Source organism: Hymenobacter sp. IS2118 (assembly GCF_000715495.1).
Lineage (GTDB): Bacteria > Bacteroidota > Bacteroidia > Cytophagales > Hymenobacteraceae > Hymenobacter.
This window is the reverse complement of record NZ_JNLX01000149.1, coordinates 78,825-101,881: the sequence shown is the minus strand read 5'-3', so window position 1 is coordinate 101,881 and position 23,057 is coordinate 78,825. Positions and strand designations below refer to the sequence as shown.

The following is a 23,057-nucleotide window of genomic DNA, read 5'->3' as shown; positions in this document are numbered from 1 at the left end:
AGCGTGCGGCGCGGGAAATAAGACACGAAAAGAAATCCACAATCCCCGTTTAGTTTGATGAAAGCCATGAGAAAACCCGGGCTGTGGCTTGGGCTGCTGCTGGGCCTGTTGCTGTTGGGGCAGACGGGCGGGGCGCAGGGTGTGGAACCGCGCCACACGTTCACCCGCAGCGCGCACGTCATGGGGTCGCGCTTCACCTTCACAGTGGTGGCTGAGAACGACTCGGCCGGGCAGCGGGCCCTGCGCGCGGGTCTGGGCGAAGTGCGGCGCATCGACCGCCTCATGTCGTTCTGGGATTCTACCTCCGAGGTGGTGCACATCAATCGCATGGCCGGCATCCGGCCGGTGGTCGTTTCCACCGAAACCTTCGCCCTCATCAGCCGGACGCTGCGGCTCTCGCAACTCAGCGGCGGCGCGTTCGACATCACCTTTGCCAGCGCCGACAAGCTCTACCGGTTCGACCGCCAGGCCCACCCCAGCCTGCCCGACTCGGCGCTGGTGCGGGCCTCGGTGCGGCGCATCGGCTGGCAAAAAATCAAGATGGACGCGGCCCGGCACACGGTATACCTGCCCGAAAAGGGCATGCGCATCAACCTGGCGGGCATCCTGCAGGGCTACGGCATCCGCCGGGCCAAGCAGGTGCTCACCGAAATGGACATCAAAGGCGGGCTGCTGAACGGCTCGGGCGACATTTATTGCTGGGGCCGACAGGCCGACGGCTCGCTGTGGCGCGTGGCCATTGGCGACCCCGACCACCCGCACAGCGTGGCCGCCTGGGTGGACGTGACGGACGTGGCCGTGGTCACGGCTGGCAACTACGAGCAGTACTTCACGGTGGGCGGGCAGGCGTACGGGCACATCATCAACCCGCACACCGGCTACCCTTCGGTGGGGTTGCGCTCGGTCACGATTGTGTGCGCCGACGTGGAACTGGCCGACGGCCTGGACGAAGTCGTATTCGTGAAAGGGCCCACCGAGGGCCTGGCGTTTATCAACAATCTGAAAGGAGTAGATTGTACGTTGATAACGGATGACAACCGCACGCTGGTATCGCGCGGCATGAAACTGAATTATTACCACGGCGCCACCAGCGCCAAGCCCTAACTCCAACCACCCATGGCACTGCCCAAAAGCCGTTTTCTTCCCACTGCCCGCGTGCTGCTGGCGCTGCTGCTGTTTCCGCTGCTCGCGGCGCTGCCCAGCTGCGTATCGGTGGCGGCGTACCAAAAAGCCTACCTCAACGACGAGGACATGAAGCTGAGCAGCAAGGTGGTGGAAACCCCCGAAACCAACTTCGAAAGCTACCGCGAGGGTGCCGGCGGCGCCAATGGTGGCAAAGTGGGCGGCGGCTGCGGCTGCAATTAACTTTTACCCTTAGCCGACAGGCAAAGAATCACGCTGAATAGCTACTACCATATGGTGGGGTGATGTAATCAGAAATAACGAATTCCGTGAAACACATTGTACTTCAATTGGTAGCCGCCGCGCTACTTGCTGCGCCGGCGCTGGCCCAGAACCAGCCGGGTGGCACGCCCCTGCTGCCGAACCGGGTGGACGGCTTCGGCGCTCCGGCGGCGGCCACCGTGCCCGTGAACCGGGCGCGTGATGAAGCCACCATTGACATTCTGGGCAGCTACTACCAGCAGGACGGCACCAAGGGCGCGGTAGAAGGCGGCCGCGGCACCGAGCAGCTGACTGACGTGACGCCCACCATCATCCTCAACATTCCGCTGGACACGGTGAGCCGGCTGACCGCCAACATCGGCACTGATTTTTACGCCTCCGCCTCTACCGACCGGATTGACTTTGCCCTGTCTACCCCCTCCAGCCGCGACGAGCGGATACACGCCGACTTCGGTTACACCCGCGAGCAAAAAGCCAAGGGCACGCAGTGGGGCGCGGGCGCGGGCTTCTCGCAGGAATACGACTACCTGTCCTTCAACGGAGTGGGTTCCTTCGCCAAAACCTCGGCCGATGGCAACCGCCAGCTGGGCGTCACGGCCCAGGTTTTTATCGACCAGGCCACCCTCATCCGGCCCATTGAGCTGCGCAGCACCCCGGTCGAAGGCGATGGCGCCCGCCAGAGCTATAACGTGTCCATTTCATACTCGCAGGTGCTCACCAAGCGCCTGCAAGTGGGCATCAGCACGGAGCTGGTGCAGCAAAACGGGCTGCTGAGCACGCCGTTTCACCGGGTGTACTTTTTCGATAACCCCGACCCCAACCGGGCGCTCACGGTTGGCGACAACTTCGCGCCCCTCGCCCCCTCGGCGGCTCGGGTTGAAAAGCTGCCCAGCTCCCGCTTCAAGTACCCGGTGGCCCTGCGGCTGAACTACTACGCGTCGGACCTGGTCCAAATTCGCTCCTTCTACCGCTTCTACAACGACAATTTTGGTATTCAGGCCCACACGTTTGAGCTGGAGCTGCCGGTGAAGGTGACGCCGTTTTTTGTGCTCTACCCCTTCTACCGCTACCACCAGCAAACGGCGTCCACCTACTTTGCCCCTTACCTGGGCCATTCCGTGGCCGACAAATACTACACGTCGGACTATGACCTGTCGGGTTTCACGGCCCACAAAACGGGCCTGGGCCTGCGCTACTCGCCGGTGTACGGCATCGGCCGCTTCCACGTACCGGGCCACGACCGCGCGGGCCGGGCGCGCGTCATGCGGTTCCGGTCCGTGGACCTGCGCTATGCACACTACCAGCGCAGCACCAACCTCACCGCCGACATCCTGAGCTTCGATTTGGGCTTCTCGCTGTAGGCCCCATGCCCGAATGGGCCGGTGCGTGACGCAGGAGCTTACTTTGTGGTGCAACAACTCACGCTATAGGCCGCTGCCATTCTCCCCACTTTTTGATTAATAATGAAGCATTGGCTGGTCAAATCTGAACCCGAAGCATACTCTTGGGCCACGTTTGTGCACGAAGACGGCACCGCCTGGACCGGCGTGCGCAACTACCAGGCCCGCAACAACCTCAACCTGATGCAGCCCGGCGACCTGGTGCTGTTTTACCACAGCGTGAGCGAAAAAGCCGTGGTGGGCATTGCCGAGGTAGCCGCCCCGGCAGCCCCCGATGCCACCGCCGAAGCCGACTCGCCGTGGGTGGCCGTGGCCCTGCGCCCGGTGCAGCCCCTGCCCCGGCCCGTGAGCCTGGCTCAGCTCAAGGCCGATGCCCGGCTGAGCGAGCTGGCCCTGCTGCGCCAGTCGCGCCTGTCGGTGTTGCCCGTGCGCCCCGAAGAGTTTGATATTATTCTGGCGTTGGGAGGCCAATAGGCTGGCTTCCCGCGAACAAAAAACAGGGCTTTGGTTGTATCTTTAGAAGGCTAACCACTCGTAATAGTGGCTAGCAAACGGTTGCTTCTATTTAAGTGCAAGGGCATGAAAATCCGCTACTTACTCCTGCTGCTTTTGCTCTCTTGGGGCCTGCTGCCCGGCGCGGCGGTGCTCCACGCCCAGAAGCGTCCGCTCCCGCCCCCGCCCAATGCCCCGGCCCAAACGGCCCGCACCGAGCTGCCGCTCACGGCCACTGAGAGCGAGGTGCACGTGCAGACTGTGCCTGCCGATAGTACGGTAGTGCTACTCGTAGGCCGCTCCCGTACCTTTTCCACTAAGTCCTCATTCGCCTTTCAGCAGTACGACCACGCCCTGCGCCTGCGCCAGGAAACGCCCCTGGAGGTGCCCGAAGAATTCGAGTTTAACCGCATGTGCGTGGAGGGCAACACGGTGTATGCCTTATTTTTATCCCTCAGCAAACCCGGCCGGCTGTGGGCTGCCGCCTACAATGGCAAGCTGGGCCAAACGCGTACTCAGCAGTATGAGACCCGCCTGACGCGTGACATTGTGGAGTTGAAAGCTTTGGATGGGCGGCTACTCGCCACGGTCCTGCTCAACGACCAGCAGCATGTGACGGTGCTGTTGCTCGACGTCACCAATGGCCGCATGCAGTACGTGTCGGCCATCTACGAGCCCTTACCTACGCAGCTCACATCGGTAGCCGACGCGGGCAGCCAGCGCGCCGAGTACGTGCTCACGCAAACCAACGGCCGCAAGTCGCGCCTACTGCTCAAGAAACTGAGCGAGCAGGGCCAACTGGTGAGCTCCGAATTTGTGCAAACGGAGGGCGAGCGCAGCCTCATCACGGCCCAGATTACCCCGCCCCAGGACACCACCGCCCGCCTGCTGATGGGTACCTACTCGCTGCGTGACCCCAACTATGCCCAAGGCCTGTTTGCCACCGACCTGCGGGCGGCAGCCAACGCGGGCACCAAGCCGCCGCTGCGCTTTTATGACTTCCTGCGCCTCAAGCACTTTTTCGATTACCTGAAGCCTTCGCGCCGGGCCCGCCTGCGCGAGCGTACCGACCGCCGCCTGGCCCGGTCGGTGGCCCCCTTGCGCTGGCGATACCGCGTGCTATTGCACGAGCTCCTGCCCCAGCCCGATGGCGGCTACGTGCTGGTGGCCGAAATCTACTACCCGCACTACCGCTACAACAACTACGGCAGCTTTGCGGGCTCTTTCAACACCGGCTACAACCCTTACGGCTCCGGCTATGCCAATTCCCGGGTTTTCGATGGCTACCAGACCACCCACGCGCTGGTCTGCGGCTTCGACCGGTCGGGCACGCTGCTCTGGGACAATACCTTTGTGGTGGATAACCTGCGGCGCTACACCCTGGAGGAAGCCGTGCGGCTGCAAACCCTGCCCGATGGCCGCCTCGTGCTGGCTTACCTCGACGACAACAAAATTCGCTACAAGCTCATTGACCGGGCCGAAACCTCACCCAACGACCATCAAGTGCCCATTCTGACCGGCACCGGCGTCAATGGCGGCAAAGAGGATGCCCGCGACACTTCGCAATCCGACCTGATGCCGTGGTTTGGCAGCCGCTTCGTGGCCACTGGCTACCAGCGCGTGCGCTCCGAGCGGGGCCCCGACCGTGAGGTGTTTTTTATTAATTCGGTCGTTTTTTAGGTCAGCCGGAACAACCGTGGGCGGGGCCGGGTGCGTACAACGCACTCTTTATTTCTCGCCTCTTCTTCTTTGTGATGCAAAAACTCCGCTTCCCCGTCCTTTTTCTATTTTTGCTGATGGTGGGCTGCCGCACGGCCGGCCCCGGTACCCCGGCTACTACCGTCGCCTCGTTTTTCTCGAAATACCAGGGCCGCTCCGGCTTCAAAACCGCCGACTGGTCGGCCGACCTGCTCGAACGCCTGGCCTTGGTGAAGGCCGCCAAGCTGCTCGGCGGCTCGGAGCTGACCAACGCCATCACGGGCATTCGCAAAGCCCGGATTATCAGCTTTGCCCCGGTCACGGGCTCGGCCGAAAACCTGGCCCAGCAGGGCTTATTGCAGGAAGCCACCGGTATTCTGAAAGGCAATAAGTACGAACCCATTTCAACTGGCTCCACGCTGGGCAGCGACTACCAGGTGGCGGTGCGAGCCAGCGGCGACCGGGTTTCGGAATTTGCCGCCACCGGCAAGCTGCCCGATGTGGCCGATTCGTTCGTGCTGGTAGCAGTAGATGGTAATTTCACCCGCTCGCAGGTGCAGGCCCTCAGCAAGTACCTACCGCAGCTGGTGCAGGCCACGGCCCGCTAGCTTCCTATTGGTTGATGTAAGCAGCCACACAGGAGCACTCTTGTTCCCTTCAGTTTGTCATGCTGAGTTTGTCGAAGCCTCTCTACCGCACCGTCAATACCATTCAACGGTGCGGTAGAGAGGCTTCGACAAGCTCAGCATGACAGCTCTGTTAATTCTCACCATTACCCAAAAAACCCTTCAGGCGATACCTGAAGGGTTTTTTTACCGCAAAAGCCGCGTGGTTTACTTCTTACCCATCAGGGCTTCAATGTCGGCGGCTTGCAGGGGAATGTTGGCCATGAGGTCCTCGTTGCCAGTGGCAGTGAGCAGAATGTCGTTTTCGAGGCGAATGCCCAGGCCTTCCTCTGGGATGTAGATGCCGGGCTCCACGGTGTACACCATGCCGGCTTCGAAAGTGCGGTACTTATAACCCACGTCGTGCACGTCGAGGCCCAGGTAGTGGCTGGTGCCGTGCATGAAATATTTTTTGTAGAGCGGGGCGGCCGGGTCCTGATTTTTCACGTCGGCGGCGTTCAACAAGTCGAGCTTGATGAGCTCCTGCTCCATGCGCTCGCCCACGGCTTTGTGGTAGGCTTCGATTTCGCCGCCGGGCACAAGGTGGGTTTTGGCAAAGTCCATCACGGCCAGCACCGAATCGTAGACCTGCCGCTGGCGCGCCGTGAACTTGCCATCGACGGGGATGCTGCGCGAGAGGTCGGCGGCGTAGTTGGCGTACTCGGCCCCAAAATCGAGCAGAATCACGTCGCCGGCCTGGCACTGGTTGTCGTTGGTGGTGTAGTGGAGCACGCAGGCATTTTTGCCGCTGGCCACAATACTGCCGTAGGCCGGGCCGCGGCTGCGGTTGCGCATGAACTCATGCACGATTTCGGCCTCAATCTCAAACTCCCACACGCCGGGCTGCACAAAGCCCAGCAACCGCCGAAACGCCTTTTCGGTGATGCCGCAAGCCGTGCGCATAGCCTTGATTTCCTCGGGGCTTTTGATGGCGCGGAGCTGATGCAGCAGCGGCGCGGCACGGCGGTAGGTGTGCAGCGGGTACTGGCTTTGGATGGCTTTGATGAAGCGGGCATCACGCGTTTCCACTTCCACCACGGCCCGAATGTGGTCGTTGGCGTTCAAATACACGTTTTCGGCCTCGTTCATGAGGGCGGGCAGCACGGTCTTGAAGCTATCGAGCCACATAATGGTGCCGATGCCGGAGTTCGTCTTGGCCGCGTCCTTGGTCAGCTTGTAGCCTTCCCAAATGAGAATGAGCTCAGATGTTTCTTTCAAAAACAGGATTTCGCGGTGCTGGGGCAGCCGGGCGTCGGGGAAGAGCACCAGAATGCTTTCTTCCTGGTCGATGCCGCTGAGGTAGAGCAGGTCGTTGCTTTGCCGGAAGGCCATCGTGCCGTCGGCATTGGTCGGCATGATGTCGTTGGACTGGAAAATGGCCAGCGAGGCCGGCGGCAGCTGCTCGCAGAAGCGGCGGCGGTTCTCAACGTAATGCTCGGGGGCGAGGGGCGTGTAGCGCATGCGTTTGATTGGTTGGGAATGGGAGGCGCAAGTTAGGCCCCGGCGGCTGTTGGGGGCCGGAACCGGCCGCCGGGTGGCCCGTTTACGCTCGCCCAGGCCCAATTAGCAATGGAGCAGCGCGGTAGTATTTCTGTGTTTTAATCGGTAATTCCTGCAAGCGATAGACGGTACAGCAATCGAATTATTAGCTGACGTTACGCATCAACAGGCTGGCGCGAGTCTCTGCGCAACAGCAGTTATTAGTATTTTCATTATATATAATTGTTCTTATGCCTAAACCCACAAAACAAACATCCCTGCTCGCCCATTTTATCACATTACAACCTCATAAACAACTACTTATCCTATAAAATATTCATTCTTCAGTCACTAGCAGCATCACCGGTTTTATAAACTACCAGTTATCATGAGGCATATTATTGCATTATTGAATTATAATATATTACTTTGACCTATATCCCGCAGCGAAATGCGGTAGCTACTTTTCCATCTAACCCGCTCAACATGAAAACGCCCTTCTACGTCTTGTGTGCCTTGGGAGCCTTGCTTGTCACTGCCATAGCAACCCCGGCCGATGCCGCCAACACGCACAAACCTGCACTCGCCCACAACGCAGCGACCAGCTGCAGCGCCATGTCCGAAGCAGCTACTCCGCCGCTGGGGCGGCGTAAAAAGAAGCGTGCCTCTTCCACTCCGACCAGACTCAACCGCCAGATGCATCAAAACCAGACCCAGCTCAAAGCGAAAGCCCGGCGAGAATCAAATTCCAACTGGAAACGCTGCAAAAACGGGTTCTAAGGAGTGAGCCGTAAGCTCCAGGCTGCAAGCTTTCCTTTTAATTATGAATTAGTTATCAGCCATTCAAAGTGCGTTTACTTTTGCACAACTACTCAAAAATCTCTTTGCCTTAACAGGGCAGTTTCAAAACTAAAAAGCCCTTTGCCAGACTGGCAAAGGGCTTTTTAGTCGCTTACAACGATGGCATTACGCCGTCACCTGCGCTTCGAGCTTTTGGGCGAGTACGTGCTTGGGCACGGCGCCAACTTGTTTATCAACGATTTGGCCATTTTTGAACACCAACAGCGTGGGAATGCTGCGGATGCCGTACTTCATAGACGTTTGGGGGTTGGCATCAACGTCCACTTTGCCGACCACGACTTTGCCTTCGTATTCGCCGGCAAGCTCTTCCACTACGGGGCCTACCATGCGGCAAGGGCCGCACCATTCGGCCCAGAAATCGACCAGTACGGGCTTGTCACCGTTGATGATTTCGTCAAAGTTGGCGTCGGTTATTTCAATTGCTTTGTGTCCCATTACGGTTTGGGTTGGGTTAAGATTATTCTGGCGTGTACGGCCAACGGGGTCGCAAGGTAGCAGATTGGATGGTTAAACAGCGTGTGCAGGGGAAAGTTCAGCCGGAGGGTTCCAGCCGGGCGAAGGGCATCAAATTCTATCTGAACGTCATACAAAGCGCCATAGAAAGCATTTGCGGTGCCTTATAACTGGCTGCGCTTGCGAGGCATTTCAGCACCTTCAAACGCGTTGTTCAGCAGTGAGAAGAGGCTTCGCAACTGTAGTAGAACAGGCAAGACTTATATCAGCGTGCAGACTTCCATTTCCATTTCGTGCATTTTCTGAATGAAGGTTTTCGGCTCAATCTGAAAGCGGCGCGAGAACATATCCACGGCCAGGTGCTCGTGCGGCTCGGCAAACTGGATTTCCAGGCGCTTGCTGCCCGGCGCGGCTTCGATGGCTTCTTCCAACCGGTCGAGCATGAGGCTGGTCACGGTGCGCAGGTCCAGGCGCACACGCACGCCTTTGCTGCGCTTTTCGGCCACATCGGCCAGCGGTTCCATCGTCAGAATGCGCAGGTCCCACTGGTCCTGGGAGTGCCGGCGCAGCTCCTGTTTCAGGCGCACGTACATGGGCGGCACCTGCTCGTTGGGGTAGTTGCGCGGGTTGATGAGCGGCGCGAATTTGGTGTAGTCGTCACGGAACAAGGCCGGGTTGATGCTCGTCTCGTAGTCCTCCAAAGTAAAGGTGCAGAATGGCTGACCGGTTTTGGTGGTTTTGAATAACACATTGTTAATCAAGCCTGCCACGGCAATTTCCTTGTTCTTGATTTCGTCTACTTTGTCCAGGCCGCAGGTGCAGTAGGCATCCAGCTCCAGCTTGAAGACATCGAGCGGGTGGCCGCTCAGGTAAAAGCCCACCACCTCTTTTTCGCGGCGCAGCTGCTCGGTTTTGCTCCAGGGCTCCATCTCGTGCATCTTGGGCAGCGGCGCGGCCACGGCCCCAAAAGCACCGGCCCCAAACAAGCTGTGCTGAGCCGATTCCTTGGCCGCAGCGTGCTGCTGGCCCAGCTTCATGGCCTTTTCGATGAGGTTCTGGTCACCGGCCGGGGCGTCGAGGTACAGGCGGCGGTGCTTGTCGAAGCCGTCGAAGGCACCAGCCTGGGCCAGGCTTTCGAAGGTTTTCTTGTTCACGGTGCGCAGGTTCACGCGCTTGGCGAAATCGAAGATATCGGAGTAGTTGCCGCTGGCTTCGCGCTCCTGCACCATGCTTTCCACGGCGAGTTCGCCCGCGCCCTTCACCGCGCCCATCCCAAAACGAATGGCTCCTTCCTGGTTCACGTTGAATTTCAGCAGGCTCTCGTTCACGTCGGGTCCCAGCACGGGCACGCCCTGCTTGCGGGCTTCCTCAATGAAGAAGGTTACCTTCTTGATGTCGCCCATGTTGTTGGTGAGCACGGCGGCCATGTACTCGGCCGGGTAGTTAGCCTTCAGATAACCAGTCTGATACGCCACTACCGAGTAGGCGGCCGAGTGCGAGCGGTTGAAGCCGTATTCGGCAAACTTCTCCATCACGTCGAATACATCGTTGGCTTTTTTGGCCGGAATGTCGTGCAGATTCTTAGCGCCATGGATGAATTTTTCGCGCTCCAGGGCCATCTTTTTCATGTCCTTTTTGCCCATGGCACGGCGCAAAAGGTCGGCGCCGCCCAGCGAGTAGCCGGCCAGAATCTGGGCCGTCTGCATAATCTGCTCCTGGTACACCATAATGCCCTGGCTGTACTCCAGGATGGGTTTCAGCAGCTCGTGCGGATATTCTACTTCCTCTCGCCCGTGCTTGCGGTTGATGAAGTTTGGGATAAACTGCATGGGGCCCGGCCGGTACAGGGCGTTCATGGCAATCAAATCCTCAATATTTGTCGGCTTCAAGTCCTTGAGATACTGACGCATGCCCTCACTCTCGAACTGAAACGTGCCGATGGTATCGCCGCGCTGGTAAAGCGCGTAAGTCTTTTCATCATCGAGGGGAATCTCATCGATGTCGATTTTCACGCCGTGGTTGCGCTCAATCAGCCGCATGGCATCCACGATGACGGTCAGGGTTTTGAGCCCCAGAAAGTCCATTTTCAGCATCCCCGCCGATTCAATTACCTTGCCGTCGAACTGCGTGATGAGCAGGTCCGAATCTTTAGAGGTCGAAACCGGGATGTACTTCGTGATGTCGTCGGGCGCGATGATGACGCCGGCCGCGTGAATGCCGGTGTTGCGTACCGAGCCTTCGAGCTGCACGGCCAGCCGCAAAATCTGGCCCTTGAGGTTGTCGGGGCTTTCGTCGCGCAGAATGTATTCCAGCTCCTGGTTTTCGGCAAAGGCGCCGGCCAGGGTGGTGCCGGGCTTGTCGGGCACCATTTTGGTCAGGTCGTTGGTCTGCGGCAACGGCAGCTCCAGGGCCCGCGCCACGTCCTTGATGCTGGATTTGGCCGCCATCGTACCGAAGGTGATAATCTGGGCCACCTGCGTCTTGCCGTACTTATCCACCACGTAGTCAATGACTTTCTGACGGTTCACGTCGTCAAAGTCAATGTCGATATCGGGCATCGACACGCGCTCCGGGTTCAGGAAACGCTCGAACAGCAGCGAATACTTAATTGGGTCGATGTTGGTGATGCCCACACAGTAGGCCACCGCCGAGCCCGCTGCCGAGCCCCGGCCCGGCCCCACCGCCACGCCAATTTTACGGCCGTGGTTGATAAAATCCTGGGTGATGAGGAAATAGCCCGCAAAGCCCATCGTCTGGATGATGCGCAGCTCATAATCAAGCCGTTCCTCCACTTCGGGCGTGCGCTCGGAGTAGCGCGGCGGCTTGGTCATCGTCACGGTGCCGTTGCCGGCGCTCGGGCCGAAGGCGCCCACGTAGGTTAGCTCGCGCAGGAATTCGTCGGCGTTGGCGAAGGGCGCGGGAATGGGGAAGTTGGGCAACAGGATGTCGCGGGCCAGCTTCGGAGGCGTGATTTTATCGACAATCTCATTGGTGTTGTCCACGCTCTCGGGCACGTCGATGAACAGCGCGTTCATCTGCTCCTGGGTCTTGAAAAAGAACTGGTCGTTGGCAAAACCGAAGCGAGTGTGCGGCTTGGGCTTCTGCAGCTCCTCGTCGATGCGGCGGAGCTGGCGCTGGGCTTTTTCGTCGCGGCTGTGGTCGCGGCGCAGGTTGTCGAGCAGGTCGTACTTCACCTCCCCTTTGCCCGTCATCAGGGTGTAGTAGTTGGTGTGAATATCGCCGATGGGGTTGCTGTGCTCCTCGCCGGTATTCACGCACAGCAGCAGGTCGTGGGCCGCGTAGTCGGTCTGGTCCACGTAGTGCGAGTCGTTGGTACAGATGACTTTAACGTTATGCTTGCGGGCCAGACGCAGCAACACCTGGTTCACGTCCTCCTGGCTTTTGCCGGTGTTGTCGAAATTCATCAGGCCGTGGCGCTGGATTTCGATGTAGTAGTCCTCGCCGAACATATCGAGCCACCACTTCAGCTTTTCCTCGGCTTCGGCTTCGGTTTTGAAGAGGATGGTTTGCGGAATCTCGGCGCCGATGCAGCAGCTGGTGGCAATGAGGCCCTCGTGGTACCGCTCCAGCAGCTCCTTGTCGATGCGCGGGAATTTGGAGTACACGCCCTCAATAAAGCTCATCGAGCACAGCTTGCTCAGGTTGTGGTAGCCAGCCTGGTCTTTGGCCAGCAGCAGCTGGTGGTGACGTACGTCCTTCTCGCCTTTCTCCCGGCTGAACGCCTTTTTGTGCCGGTCCTCCACCAGGTAAAACTCGCAGCCCACAATGGGCTTCACGTTGTACTTGTTGGCCTCGGCCACAAAGTTGAACGCCCCGAACATGTTGCCGTGGTCGGTGAGGGCCACGGCGGGCATGCCATCGGCCTGCGCCTTCTTCATCAGCTTACTGATGCTGGCCTGACCATCGAGCAGGGAGTATTGCGTGTGCGAGTGGAGGTGCGAGAAAACGGGCATATTTCATTAATTAATAATTAGTAATTATTAATTACTAATTACCAGTGGCTGGTTTTAGTAAAGATACCCCCGGCTGGCGGGCATTCCCAAACCCCCAATCCCTGGTGCCTGATTCCCTGAGCACTGTCTTTTTCACTGCTTCACCAGTACCACCCGCCACCGTGCTACCTTCGTGGCCGAACTTGTCAAGCTCAACCGCGTTGTACACGAACTGGCCTTTGGCTGTGGCAGCTTCCCGCTGTTTTTTGTGCGCTGCCTCGGTGGCGGGCAACACAAAACCTGCTTTCTAGCCCCGGATAGCACGAATTCTCCTATCCCAGCCATGAAAAGCTTTACTGCCAGCACCGACCCAGTATACCTCGCTCCCACCCAGCCGTCCGGCCTCGACCAGTTCTTTGGCCGCTACGTGCAGGACGTGCGCGACCTGCCCTTCATCTACCTCACCCTAAAAATCTCGGCCACGCTGCTGCCGCTGGCGGTGCTGCTGTTCGTGCCCGCGCTCACGGGCGGCGCGTGGTGGGCGGTGCTGGCGGTGTACCTGTTTTTGGGCAACCTGCGCTTTAAAGGGCCTTTCGGGTTGATGCTGCACTGCACCAGTCACCGGGTGCTGTTTAAAAAGAAGTACGGGTTTCTTAATAATTATATTCCGTGGGTGATTGGGCCGCTGTTTGGGCAAACGCCCGAAACCTACTTCACGCACCACCTGGGCATGCACCACCCGGAAAACAACCTGCCCGACGACGACAGCTCCACCATGTTTTACCAGCGCGACTCGCTGCGGGGGTTTCTGCATTACCTGAGCAGCTTTTTCCTGCTGGGCATTCCGCGTCTGGTGCAGTATTTCACGCGGCGCAACAAGCCCAAGCTGCGCCACCGCCTGCTGCGCGGCGAGCTGGTGTACATCGGGGCCACCATCGTGCTGGCTTTCGTGAACCTGCCGGCCACGCTGGCCGTGCTGGTGCTGCCGGTCATCCTTTCGCGCGTGGTGATGATGCTGGGCAACTGGGCTCAACACGCTTTTATCGACGCCGCCGCGCCCGACAACTGCTATACCAATAGCATCACCTGCATCAATACAAATTATAACCACAAGTGCTGGAACGATGGCTACCATATCAGCCACCATCTCAAGCCGGCCCTGCACTGGACCGACCACCCGCACCACTTCCGTCAGAACCTGGCCGAGTACACCCGGCAAGATGCCATTGTGTTCGACGGCATTCACTTCCTACACATTTTCCTGTACCTGATGACCAAGCGCTACGACCGGCTGGCACACCATTTCGTCAACCTCGGCGACCGTGACCGCAGCACCCAGGAAGTGGTGGCATTGCTCCGTGCCCGTACCCAACGGATTCCCCGCACCGCCTACGTTGCGCAGCTCGCTTAGCAGTTATTAAGCAGGTGTGCATAAGTAATCGTATTGAGTTTTGACCGTCATGCTTCGACAAGCGCAGCATGACAGCATAAACAGAATATTTCGCCCCAATCTTTATCCAACAGACTGGCTAATAACCAACAACTCACTTGCCCTTTAGGGTGAGCACCTCTCCTGTTTTCACGCTGCCATCGGGCTTGTTGTTCCAGGCTTGCAGGTCGGCCGGAGTCACTCCGTAGCGACGTGAAATGCTGTATAGAGTTTCTCCTTTTACCACCGTGTGTTGCGTGGCTGCGTCGGTGAGAATGGCTGGTGCCACTGGCGTAACCACCGTTTTGGGCGAGTAGATGGCGGCCGGATTGGTGCGCCCGTTTTGCGGGGCCACACGCGGCTGCGCTGCCGCCGGAGTGGCGGGCAGGGGTTCAGATGAATTCAATAGTAATACCTGCCCTACCGCCAAGGTCGCGGGCATGGCAAGGTCATTGAGGGCCATCAGGGTTTTGGGCGGAATCTGGTAGCGGCGGGCAATCGAGTAAACGGTTTCGCCAGCCTCCACCCGGTGCGTGGCATCGGCCGTCTCGGCGGCGACTGAAGGAGCCGCGACCGGAGCAGGCACCGAAGCTACCGGGCGGGTCGCCGGAGCAACAACCGCCGGTTTGACCGCGACTGGAGCGGGAGCAGCTTTTACCACGGGCGCAACGACCACAACCGGCGCAGCCTTCGCCATGGGTACGGCTTCCGCAACTGGGATGCTTACTGCGGGCGCTGCTTCGCGGGGCTCATCGGCCAGCGGGGCGGGTGCCGGGGCGGGCGCTGCGGGCGGCAGCTGCACCACGGTTGGAACAGGACCTGTCGGCCTCGCGAGTTCGGGAGCACTGATAATGGCCGGTGCGGCGGCCGGCACCGGGGCGGGTGCCGCCGGGCGCGGTGGGGCCGGGGCAGCCGCTACCGGACTGTTGCGGCTGGGCAGGGCTTCGCCCCAGCCATCTTCGGCCGCCGCTTTCTGGCGCTGGCTTTTGGTGGATGTTCCTACGGACTTTGCCACCGGCATTTCAATGGGCTGGTCGGGAGCCACGGGTTCGGCAATGGGCCGGGCGGCGGCACGCGCGCGCTCCAGACCGGCGCCTTCGCGCAGGCTGCGGTATTCCACGGCCACTTCGCGGGGGCGCGTGTGCTGCAACCACAGCAAGCGGCCGGGGCGCAGCTCTTCGTTGCGGGCCATTCGGTTTTTATTCAAAATGGCCTTTTTGCGCATGCCGTACTTCTGCGCCACGTCGAATACGGACTCGCCGGGCTGCAACACGTGGTACTCCACGGCGCCAGCATCGCGCTTGTTTTCCAGGTAATAAGGCCGGCCGGTTACGGCGGCGTCGAAGGCCGTCATTTCGTTGTGGCGCAGAAAGTCGCGCATCCGCTGCTTGCCACGGCGAGCCAGGTCGGCGGTGGTTTCGCCGGGCAGGGCAATAATGGCCCGCAGCCGGTTGAGGCGTACTTCGGCCGTGGTTGAGGGGCTGACCTCGGGCACGGCCAGCAATTCCCTGGCGCTCTGCAGGCGCTGGTTGGCAATGAGCCCGGCAGCCTGCGACACATCGCCGATGGGCACAATGAGGGAATAAGGCCGGCCGGCCGGCACAGCGGCGGCCAGCAGCCAGCGGTTGTGCACGGCCAGGTTGGCCGGTTCGGTGTGCAAGGTCAGGGCCTGGGCTTCAAGGGTCTGGCCGGCGGTGGCCGGAAACTCCTGCAGCCGCAGCGGCGGGCGCGGGTTCAGGCCGCAGTAAGGCTCAAAAACCAGCTTGTGCGCCAAAAATGCCAGTACGTACGGTGAAGTCGCGCCAGTAATGGTCATTTGGGTAGCCCCGGCGTCGGTAGGCAGCGTGTAGGGTTTCACGCCGGTCAGGCCGGTGTTGTAGCTAAGCAGGGCATTCAGCCAGTTGTGCAGCGCGGCGTTGCTGCGCGCCAGGTAGCGAGCGGCGGCGCGGGTGCTGGCCGTGAGGTGCTGACGCTCGTCCACTTCGTCATTTATCAGCAGGCCGAGGCCGGCAGCGGTTTCGCGCTTGAACTGCCAATAGCCCACGGCCTGGCTCGCGCTGCGCGCATCGCCCACCAGGGCGCTTTCCTGCAGGACGAGATAGCGGAAATCCAAAGGCACGCCCTCTTCTTTCAGCACCCGGTCGATGATGGGAAACGCGGCATCGGCTAGGTCTACGCGGGCCTGAAACGAGGGCTGGTGGCGCATCAGGCCGTCGGCTTTTTGCTGCACCAAGCGCTGGGCGTCCTGGTTTAGCACCAGGCGCATACCCAGCACATCAAATGAAGCCGGCACGGGTGGGGCCGAATAAGCCGCCAACGGCTTTACCAGAACCACCATCAACAACACCAAAAACGCAACTGTATTTCGCATAAGCAAGGCAGGCGGGCAGTAGCCACCGTGGCCACCGCCCGCCCGGAAGTTGCAAAGAACCTGAATTTTGGCCAAAAATCCCGGCAATGCCCTACGGACGGCCACCGCCCCCGCCGCCGCCTTCACGGCGGCCCCGGCCCTCGCGTGGGCCATCGGTGGGCTCGGCCGGCGCCACTACGTTGCCGCTGCGGATGTTATAGGTGAACATCAGCATGAGGTAGCGCTGCAAAATGGTGGTTTGCACGTCTTCCACGTAGGCATCGGTCACGTTGCGCTGAATGGACTGGTTCTGGCCCAATATATCGAAGGCGTAAAGCTTGATTTCGCCGCGCTGGCCGGGCAGTATTTTCTTGCCCAGGCTGGCATTCCAGAGCAAATACTGCTGGTTGAAACCCGCCGAAAGGCCGGAATTGGCCTGGTGCACGAGGTCGGTTTGAATGTTGATGCCCGGCCCCAAAATCCAACCCAGCCGGAAGCGCGTCACCTGCGAGAAATAGTTACTATTGAGCCGCGCCTGGAGCGTGTTGCGCACGAAATTCTGGCTTGCCGTGGTGCTGGCCGTGAAATCCAGGTTGGCGCTGATGTTGGAACTGAGCGTGAGGCCCGCCCCCAACGAAGGCACGCGGGCCAGGTTCAGCCCGCCATTCACGAGGCCCGGCGTTTGCCGGTAGTTGGCGTTTAGACTCAGGTTCACGTTTGTTTTGAGTGCTTTGATGGGCCGGCCGTAGCTCACGAGCGAACGCAGCGTATACTGCTGGCTCAGGTTGGTGGGCTGGGTGAGCTGGCTGCCGGCCGGCAGCGTCACGGCGGGGGCACCGTCGGGCACCACCGTAGTGTCGCGGGCCGCCACCAGGGTGCGGTTGGAAATGGGATTTTGGGTGTAGGAACCCGCCAGCAGCGCGAAGAAATTGCTGGCCACCTCCGGGCTCGATGCCGAGTAGCGGAAGTTAACGGCGTGCTGGTATTCCTGGCGCAGCGCGGGGTTGCCGATGGTGAGCTGCTGCGGGTTGGCGTTGTTCACCACGGCCTGCAGCTGGCTCACGCCGGGAGCGTTGGTGTTGGTGCGGTAGTTGAAGCGCAGGTTTTTCTGCTTCGTAAAGCGGTAATTGACGTTGGCATTGGGCAGCGCGTTCACAAAATAGTACCGCCCGATACCGGGCCGCGGAAACTGCGCGTCGCTGTACAGCTCCGAATACTGCCCCGCCAGCCCGATGCTGGCCTGGTATTTTGGCGTAATGTGCCGGTAGCTCAGGCCGCCCGACTGGTTGAGGTAGTAGTTGTCGAACACGTTGCTCAGGCCCTCGTTCAGCTGCCGCGTGTCGCCGGTCAGCAAGTCGTAGGTGTACTTTTCGGAGCTGTTGGGCGCGTAGCTGATGGCGTAGTTGCCTTGCAGAATATCGGTGCGGGTGAGGGCTTCGGTCAGGGCCAGGTTGGCATTCAGGCTGCCCCCGTTTTGGTTGAGCGTGCTGGTTTGGTTGAGGTTGTTGCGGGTCGCGCCGGTGTCGTCGGTGCGCAGCGCCGTGTTGCCGTCGCGCTGGGTGTAGCTGCCGCCCAGGGTGAGGCTGGCGGTGCGGCCGGCCTTCGCAAAGCGGTGGCGCAGCAGCAGGTCGCCAGCAGCGTTCAGGCCGTTGTTGTCGGCGTCGTAGGTGCTGTTGAGGTTGCTCAGGGCCGTGTCGGCGCGGCTGGTGCGGCCGGCCACCACGCTGGCGGCGTCATTGCGTTGATAGCTGATACGCGGCCGAAACAGGATGGAATTGGCCGAGTCAATCTTGTGCTCCAGGCGCAGGTTGAAGCGCTGGTTCGTGTTGAGGCTGCGGCTATTGGCCGTTTGGGTGTAGTTGGTGCGGCCCCGGTCGGCGAACTGGCGCTGCGTGTTGCTAAGCAGCGCGTTGCTGGCCCGGTTGAAAAAATAGCTGGCCGAAAGCTCGGTTTTCTTGTTCCAGGCGTTCGAGTAGTTCAGGCCCACCGCATTGGTGCGGGTGATGCCACCGTTCTGGTTCACCAGAAAATCGCCGGCATTGCCACCGTTGCCGCCGCCGCGCCCGCCCCGGCCCCCGCCGCCCTGGTTGGCGTTGCCCACCACGCCCAACAGGTCGTCGGTGCCGAAATTCTGCTCGTTCACGTTGTTGGACTGCGCCAGCACCGACACCCGACGGTCGCCCTTGAAGGTATTCACGTTGCCGCTCGCCTTGTAGCGCTCGGGGCCCGCGCCGGCCACCACCCGCCCAAAAGTGCCGTTGCGAAACTCGATTTTGGTCACGATGTTGATGGTCTTGGTCGTGTTGCCGTCGTCGAAGCCCGAAAAGCGGCTCTGCTCGCTGCGCTGGTCGAACACTTCTACTTTGTCCACCATTTCGGCGGGCAGGTTACGGAGCACGGCGTCGGGGTCGTTGCCGAAAAACTCCTTGCCGTCCACCAGCACGCGCTGCACGGTTTCGCCCTGGGCCTGCACCTTGCCATCGGTGCCCACGGTCACGCCCGGCATCTTGGTCAGCAGGTCCTGAGCGCTGGCATCGGGGCCGGTTTTGAAGGCTTTGGCGTTGAACTGCGTAGTGTCGCCCTTCTGCACCGACTGCGCGGCCTGCCCCGTCACCACCACGCCTTTAAGCTGAATGCCACCAGGTTGCAGCGCGATAATGCCCAATTGCACCGGCGCGTCGCTCACGGTCACGGCTTGGCGCTGCTTTTGGTAGCCCACGAAGGAGGCGTCGAGCACGTAGCGCCCGGCAGCCACGTTGTCAAACTGAAACCGGCCTTCCGTGTCCACCGCGGTGCCGGTTTTCACCGAGTCTGGCAGGCGAATCAGCAACACGTTGGCCCCGATAAGCGCCGACTGGTCCTTGCCGTCGGCCACGCGCCCGCTCACTGTAGTAGCGCTTTGCGCGCGCGCGGTATTCACCCCGATTATCAGGAAAAGCAGGAGGCACAAAAACCGCATAGCACTAGAAAAAACAACAGAAGCTCGTCTGACGACAACACGCCTGTCAGGGTTTAATCAGCTATCGGGCAATGCGGCACATTACTTTTTGCGCAGCAGAAGCAACCCATCGCGCAAGGGCAGAAAAACCGGTTCCACCCGCGCATCCCGCGCCACCTTGTCGTTGAAAGCGCGCACGAAAGGCGTGTCCTTGTCGCCGCTTTTCAGCTCGTGCGTGGGCAGCACCTTGCCGCTCCACAGCACGTTATCAACGATGAGCAGCCCGCCGGGGCGCACCTGCCCAATTACGGCTTCAAAATAAGCGTCATTATTCCGCTTGTCGGCATCAATAAAGACCAAATCCCACGCTTCATCGACCAATTCCGGCAAAACGTCGAGGGCGGCCCCAATGTGCAGGCACACCTGGCTGGTAATGCCGGCCGCCGCTACGTAACGCCGGATGCGGGCCTCCTTCTCCGGGTCGATTTCGATGGTGTGCAGGTGCCCGTCCGGGGCCAGGCCCTCGGCTAGGCACAGCGTGGCATACCCGCAAAACGTCCCGATTTCCAGTACCCGGTGCGGCCGCATGAGGTGGCTCATCAGGCTCAGGAAGCGGCCCTGCACGTGCCCGCTGCTCATGCGGGCGGTCATCGTTTGCAGGTGGGTTTCGCGGGTGAGCTGGGCCAGCAGCGGCGGCTCGGGCGCGGTGTGCTGCCCGGCGTAGTCCTGGACTGGGTCGTTTGTAATCATTTTACGCTCAATAAATAGGCGGAGTCAAGCAGCTTTCACCGCAGAAGGCGCAGCAGATTTCTCAGGAGCAACAACCTCTGCGCTCTTCTGCGAAATCCGCTGCGCCTTCTGCGGTGAAAAATGGTCACCCAACCGGCCGGTAGCTACCCACGCGCCCAAATACCGGCTGGCTTACTTAGCTTCCGGCACGTATTGCAGCACGCTCAGGTGCTCTTCGGTCAGCACTTCGTTGGCCATCTCGCGCAGCTCGGGAGCCGAAATCCGCTCAATTTTTTCGAAGATTTCGGTCAACGGCTCCACACGGCCCAGGTCCAGCGTGCTTTTGCCGAGGAGCTGCATCAGGCCGCCGTTGCTTTCCTCGCTCATGGCGAGCTGGCCCATAAGCTGGTGCTTGGCTACGTGCAGCTGATTGGTGGTGAGGGTTTTTTCGCGCAGCAGCTTCAGCTCCTTTTGCACGAGGCCCAGCGTGCGCTTTACCTGCTTGCCCTCGGTGCCGAAGTAAATGCCGAACAAGCCCGTGTCGGTGTAGGGCGAATAGCTGCTGTCGATGGTGTACACGAGGCCGTATTTCTCGCGCACCGCCAGGTTGAGGCGCGAGTTCATACCGGGGCCGCCGAGGATGTTGTTCAGCATGAAAAAGGGAATGCGGCGCGGGTCATTCAGCGAGTAGGCCGGGCCGCCCACCAAGCAGTGCGCCTGCGTAATGGGCCGGGTTTCGACCTGCGACTTGCGCTGGTAGCCGCCCACCGGCCGCCGCACCCGCGCGCCCAGCCGGGCCGGCAGCGGCGCCAGAAATTTATCGGCCAGCCGCTTCACCTCCTTGAACGGCAGGTTGCTTACCGAGCTGAACACCAGCCGGTCGGTGCGCAGCTGCTCCTGCAAAAACGCATGGAAGTCGGCAGTCTGGAACCGGCTCACGCTCTCGCGAGTGCCCAGAATATTAACGCCCAACGGGTGGTCGCCGAAAACCACCGTATCAAAATCGTCGATAATGGCGTCTTCCGGAGCATCCAGGTACATGCTCATCTCTTCCAGAATCACACCCCGCTCCTTCTCCAACTCGCGGCCCGGAAAAACGGAGTGAAACGTGAGGTCGGTGAGCAGTTCGAACGCGCGCTCGAAGTGCATGCTGAGGAGGGAAGCGTAAAAGCAGATTTTCTCTTTGGTCGTGTAAGCATTCAACTCCCCGCCCACTGTTTCGAGGCGGTTGAGAATATGAAACGACTTGCGCTTGGTGGTGCCTTTAAAGGCCATGTGCTCCCAAAAGTGGGCCAGCCCCTGCTGGTGCGGGGCCTCATCGCGCGAGCCGATGTCGAGCAGGAAGCCGCAATGCGCAATTTTAGTATGCACTACCTGCTTGTGCAGCAGGCGGATACCATTAGGATATTCGTGAATTTCGTAGTCAGGCATAAGAAGCACAAAGGTACTTGCGGCGGTGAAGAGTACGCTGCAACCCATGAACAGTTATCCAAGGGAAAATGTCGCCGCAAGGCTTGATTCCGGTCAGCTATTCTCCCCCCAGCGGGGCCAGAAGCTGCGTTATCTCGATGGTGTGGGCGCAGCGAAAGTGCCCCTGCGGGCAGGCACCATGTCCGTGCAGCCCGCAGGGCCGGCACGGCAGGGCTTCGCTGGTTTGAACAACAAAAGACACCGGCGACAACGGCCCGAAACCAAAGGCGGGCACCGTACTGCAAAAAATGGCCGTGACCGGCGCGCCCACCGCCGAGCACAGGTGCATGGGCGCCGAGTCGTTCACGTAGTTCATCACCGCCCCACGCATGAGGGCCGCCGAAGCCAGCAAACTCAATTTGCCAGCCAGGCTACTTACCTCCGGGCGGCCACTGGCCGCAGCCAGCCGCGCGCAGGCAGCCACATCGGGCGGGCCGCCCAGCAGGTACACGCGCCAGTGCGCGGGCAGCCCGGCCAGCAGCTCCAGCCATTTTGCTTCCGGATACTGCTTGGTGAACCACACCGAGGTGGGCGCAATGCACACGTAAGGCCCGGCGGCGGCTAAGGGCGCGGCCGCAGCTTCATCGGCAGCCGAAGGATAGAGCCGGGGCAGGGCGGCATGCTCCCCGGCCGCTCCCTGGAGCGAAGGCGCCAGCAGCCGCAGGTTCCGGATAACTTCGTGGGTGCCGTCGCCGATGACGTGCGGCTCGCGGCGCGTGAAAAAACGGCTCAACGGGTTTTTGGCGAAGCCAATTCGCTCTGGAGCCCGCGAAAAGGCCGTGAGAAAGCCGGTGCTGGCAAAGCGCTGCAGGGTGGCGACCCGGCCGTAGCGGGCCGCCCGAATCTGCAGCAGCAACTGCCACAGCGCGGCGTACTTGCGGTGCTTTTTGTCCCAAATCAGCACCTGGCGCACGTACGGGTGGCCGGCCAGCAGACCTTCGTTGCCGCGCCGAACCAGCACGTCTACCGGCGTGGCGGGTTCGGTTCCGTGCAGGTGTTCCAGCAGCGCAGTCATCAAAATGACGTCGCCGATAAAAGCAGTCTGGATAAGCAGCGTGGCGGGCGGGGAAGCAAGCATAAGCAGAACACAAAAGTAAGCCCCAACGCGCTGCGGTGGCAGATTCTACGGGTTCAAATCCGCCACATTAGCCCAACTCAACGGCCTTAGCTTCCTAAAACCAGCCCTGCACAAACAAGCCGCAGGAGTGTGCGATGCACGTCCCTGCGGCTTGTTCCATCTTGCTAATCCGGGCTAAACGCCTAGAGGGTAAGTAGCGCCGGCCGGTTAATTACCTCTTCCAGCGAAATCAGGGTTTCGGTGCGCTCAATGCCATCGATGGGCTGAATCCGGTCGTGCAGCACGTCGCGCAGGTGCTGCGTATCGCGGCACACCAAGCGGGCAAAAACGCCGTAGGCACCCGTGGTGAAATAGATATTCACCACCTCCGGAATGTCGCGCAGCTGCTGCACCACGCTGGTATACACCGAGCTTTTGAGCAAATAGATTCCCAGAAAAGCGTTTACACCGTACCCAAGCTTCTGGTAATCAATTCGTAGTGTGGCGCCCTGCACAATGCCCAGCTCTTCGAGGCGGGCCATGCGCACGTGCACCGTGCCGCCCGACACATTGACCTTGCGGGCAATTTCCGTGTAGGGCATCTTCGCGTCCTGAATGAGCAGGTTGAGGATACTACGGTCAGTATCATCAAGTTCGTAATTTCTAGCCATATTTTGCA

At 60.3% G+C, this 23,057-nt stretch carries 17 protein-coding genes; 8 read left to right on the top strand and 9 right to left on the bottom strand.

Annotated features, from left to right (window positions below; genetic code table 11):
• Positions 1–66 precede the first annotated feature (66 nt).
• From GM79_RS15215 to GM79_RS15190, 6 genes are all read left to right on the top strand, one after another.
• Positions 67–1,104 (top strand): FAD:protein FMN transferase, encoded by a 1,038-nt coding sequence (locus tag GM79_RS15215; protein ID WP_161787192.1) that lies wholly within the window; start codon positions 67–69, stop codon positions 1,102–1,104.
• 12 nt (positions 1,105–1,116) lie between these two features.
• Positions 1,117–1,365: a DUF4266 domain-containing protein gene (locus GM79_RS15210; RefSeq protein ID WP_081867798.1), complete on the top strand. Its 249-nt coding sequence runs from the start codon at positions 1,117–1,119 to the stop codon at positions 1,363–1,365.
• An 86-nt stretch (positions 1,366–1,451) separates the two neighbouring features.
• Positions 1,452–2,765 (top strand): DUF3570 domain-containing protein, encoded by a 1,314-nt coding sequence (locus GM79_RS15205; protein ID WP_161787191.1) that lies wholly within the window; start codon positions 1,452–1,454, stop codon positions 2,763–2,765.
• Positions 2,766–2,867: 102 nt separating this feature from the next.
• Positions 2,868–3,278, top strand: a complete 411-nt coding sequence (locus GM79_RS15200; RefSeq protein ID WP_035565417.1) for an EVE domain-containing protein — start codon at positions 2,868–2,870, stop codon at positions 3,276–3,278.
• A 105-nt stretch (positions 3,279–3,383) separates the two neighbouring features.
• The gene (locus GM79_RS15195) at positions 3,384–4,976 is read left to right on the top strand and encodes a hypothetical protein (protein WP_035565415.1); all 1,593 of its coding nucleotides are present in this window, start codon (positions 3,384–3,386) and stop codon (positions 4,974–4,976) included.
• A gap of 74 nt (positions 4,977–5,050) precedes the next feature.
• Complete coding sequence (locus tag GM79_RS15190; RefSeq protein ID WP_035565413.1) at positions 5,051–5,602, top strand: DUF4252 domain-containing protein; 552 nt, start codon at positions 5,051–5,053, stop codon at positions 5,600–5,602.
• Positions 5,603–5,827: 225 nt separating this feature from the next.
• Here the strand turns inward: GM79_RS15190 and GM79_RS15185 are convergent, their stop codons facing one another.
• Positions 5,828–7,120, bottom strand: coding sequence for an aminopeptidase P N-terminal domain-containing protein (locus tag GM79_RS15185; protein WP_035565410.1), 1,293 nt, complete (start codon positions 7,118–7,120; stop codon positions 5,828–5,830).
• A 504-nt stretch (positions 7,121–7,624) separates the two neighbouring features.
• Here GM79_RS15185 and GM79_RS24955 point away from each other — a divergent pair.
• On the top strand, positions 7,625–7,918 hold the full coding sequence (locus GM79_RS24955) for a hypothetical protein (RefSeq protein WP_152560015.1): 294 nt from the start codon (positions 7,625–7,627) through the stop codon (positions 7,916–7,918).
• 186 nt (positions 7,919–8,104) lie between these two features.
• On the opposite strand, the gene trxA is transcribed toward GM79_RS24955, so the two are convergent.
• A complete protein-coding gene (gene trxA / locus GM79_RS15180; RefSeq protein ID WP_035565407.1) occupies positions 8,105–8,434 on the bottom strand; it encodes a thioredoxin in 330 nt (109 codons plus the stop codon).
• A gap of 278 nt (positions 8,435–8,712) precedes the next feature.
• Positions 8,713–12,426: a DNA polymerase III subunit alpha gene (gene dnaE, locus GM79_RS15175; RefSeq protein WP_035565405.1), complete on the bottom strand. Its 3,714-nt coding sequence runs from the start codon at positions 12,424–12,426 to the stop codon at positions 8,713–8,715.
• A 322-nt stretch (positions 12,427–12,748) separates the two neighbouring features.
• On the opposite strand from dnaE, the gene GM79_RS15170 reads away from it, so the two are divergent.
• The gene (locus tag GM79_RS15170) at positions 12,749–13,816 is read left to right on the top strand and encodes a fatty acid desaturase family protein (protein WP_035565532.1); all 1,068 of its coding nucleotides are present in this window, start codon (positions 12,749–12,751) and stop codon (positions 13,814–13,816) included.
• A 133-nt stretch (positions 13,817–13,949) separates the two neighbouring features.
• On the opposite strand, the gene GM79_RS15165 is transcribed toward GM79_RS15170, so the two are convergent.
• The 6 genes from GM79_RS15165 to GM79_RS15140 form a co-directional block, all read right to left on the bottom strand.
• Positions 13,950–16,205 carry a LysM peptidoglycan-binding domain-containing protein gene (locus GM79_RS15165; RefSeq protein ID WP_161787190.1) on the bottom strand — a complete coding sequence of 752 codons (2,256 nt, stop codon included), beginning with the start codon at positions 16,203–16,205 and terminating at the stop codon, positions 13,950–13,952.
• Positions 16,206–16,296: 91 nt separating this feature from the next.
• On the bottom strand, positions 16,297–19,104 hold the full coding sequence (locus GM79_RS15160) for a TonB-dependent receptor (protein WP_161787189.1): 2,808 nt from the start codon (positions 19,102–19,104) through the stop codon (positions 16,297–16,299).
• Between the two features lie 120 nt (positions 19,105–19,224).
• The gene (locus GM79_RS15155) at positions 19,225–19,872 is read right to left on the bottom strand and encodes an O-methyltransferase (protein WP_035565399.1); all 648 of its coding nucleotides are present in this window, start codon (positions 19,870–19,872) and stop codon (positions 19,225–19,227) included.
• A 171-nt stretch (positions 19,873–20,043) separates the two neighbouring features.
• Positions 20,044–21,282: a M16 family metallopeptidase gene (locus tag GM79_RS15150; RefSeq protein ID WP_035565397.1), complete on the bottom strand. Its 1,239-nt coding sequence runs from the start codon at positions 21,280–21,282 to the stop codon at positions 20,044–20,046.
• A 97-nt stretch (positions 21,283–21,379) separates the two neighbouring features.
• Positions 21,380–22,399: a glycosyltransferase family 9 protein gene (locus tag GM79_RS15145; RefSeq protein WP_081867795.1), complete on the bottom strand. Its 1,020-nt coding sequence runs from the start codon at positions 22,397–22,399 to the stop codon at positions 21,380–21,382.
• 182 nt (positions 22,400–22,581) lie between these two features.
• Positions 22,582–23,049 (bottom strand): Lrp/AsnC ligand binding domain-containing protein, encoded by a 468-nt coding sequence (locus GM79_RS15140; protein ID WP_035565392.1) that lies wholly within the window; start codon positions 23,047–23,049, stop codon positions 22,582–22,584.
• Positions 23,050–23,057: the final 8 nt, after the last annotated feature.

Coding starts and splice junctions, on each gene's coding strand:
- GM79_RS24955 (WP_152560015.1), top strand. CDS start 7,625: ATGAAAACGCCCTTCTACGTCTTGTGTGCCTTGGGAGCCTTGCTTGTC.
- GM79_RS15140 (WP_035565392.1), bottom strand. CDS start 23,049: ATGGCTAGAAATTACGAACTTGATGATACTGACCGTAGTATCCTCAAC.
- GM79_RS15215 (WP_161787192.1), top strand. CDS start 67: ATGAGAAAACCCGGGCTGTGGCTTGGGCTGCTGCTGGGCCTGTTGCTG.
- GM79_RS15195 (WP_035565415.1), top strand. CDS start 3,384: ATGAAAATCCGCTACTTACTCCTGCTGCTTTTGCTCTCTTGGGGCCTG.
- GM79_RS15170 (WP_035565532.1), top strand. CDS start 12,749: ATGAAAAGCTTTACTGCCAGCACCGACCCAGTATACCTCGCTCCCACC.
- GM79_RS15190 (WP_035565413.1), top strand. CDS start 5,051: ATGCAAAAACTCCGCTTCCCCGTCCTTTTTCTATTTTTGCTGATGGTG.
- trxA (WP_035565407.1), bottom strand. CDS start 8,434: ATGGGACACAAAGCAATTGAAATAACCGACGCCAACTTTGACGAAATC.
- dnaE (WP_035565405.1), bottom strand. CDS start 12,426: ATGCCCGTTTTCTCGCACCTCCACTCGCACACGCAATACTCCCTGCTC.
- GM79_RS15150 (WP_035565397.1), bottom strand. CDS start 21,282: ATGCCTGACTACGAAATTCACGAATATCCTAATGGTATCCGCCTGCTG.
- GM79_RS15185 (WP_035565410.1), bottom strand. CDS start 7,120: ATGCGCTACACGCCCCTCGCCCCCGAGCATTACGTTGAGAACCGCCGC.
- GM79_RS15155 (WP_035565399.1), bottom strand. CDS start 19,872: ATGATTACAAACGACCCAGTCCAGGACTACGCCGGGCAGCACACCGCG.
- GM79_RS15200 (WP_035565417.1), top strand. CDS start 2,868: ATGAAGCATTGGCTGGTCAAATCTGAACCCGAAGCATACTCTTGGGCC.
- GM79_RS15145 (WP_081867795.1), bottom strand. CDS start 22,399: ATGCTTGCTTCCCCGCCCGCCACGCTGCTTATCCAGACTGCTTTTATC.
- GM79_RS15210 (WP_081867798.1), top strand. CDS start 1,117: ATGGCACTGCCCAAAAGCCGTTTTCTTCCCACTGCCCGCGTGCTGCTG.
- GM79_RS15165 (WP_161787190.1), bottom strand. CDS start 16,205: ATGCGAAATACAGTTGCGTTTTTGGTGTTGTTGATGGTGGTTCTGGTA.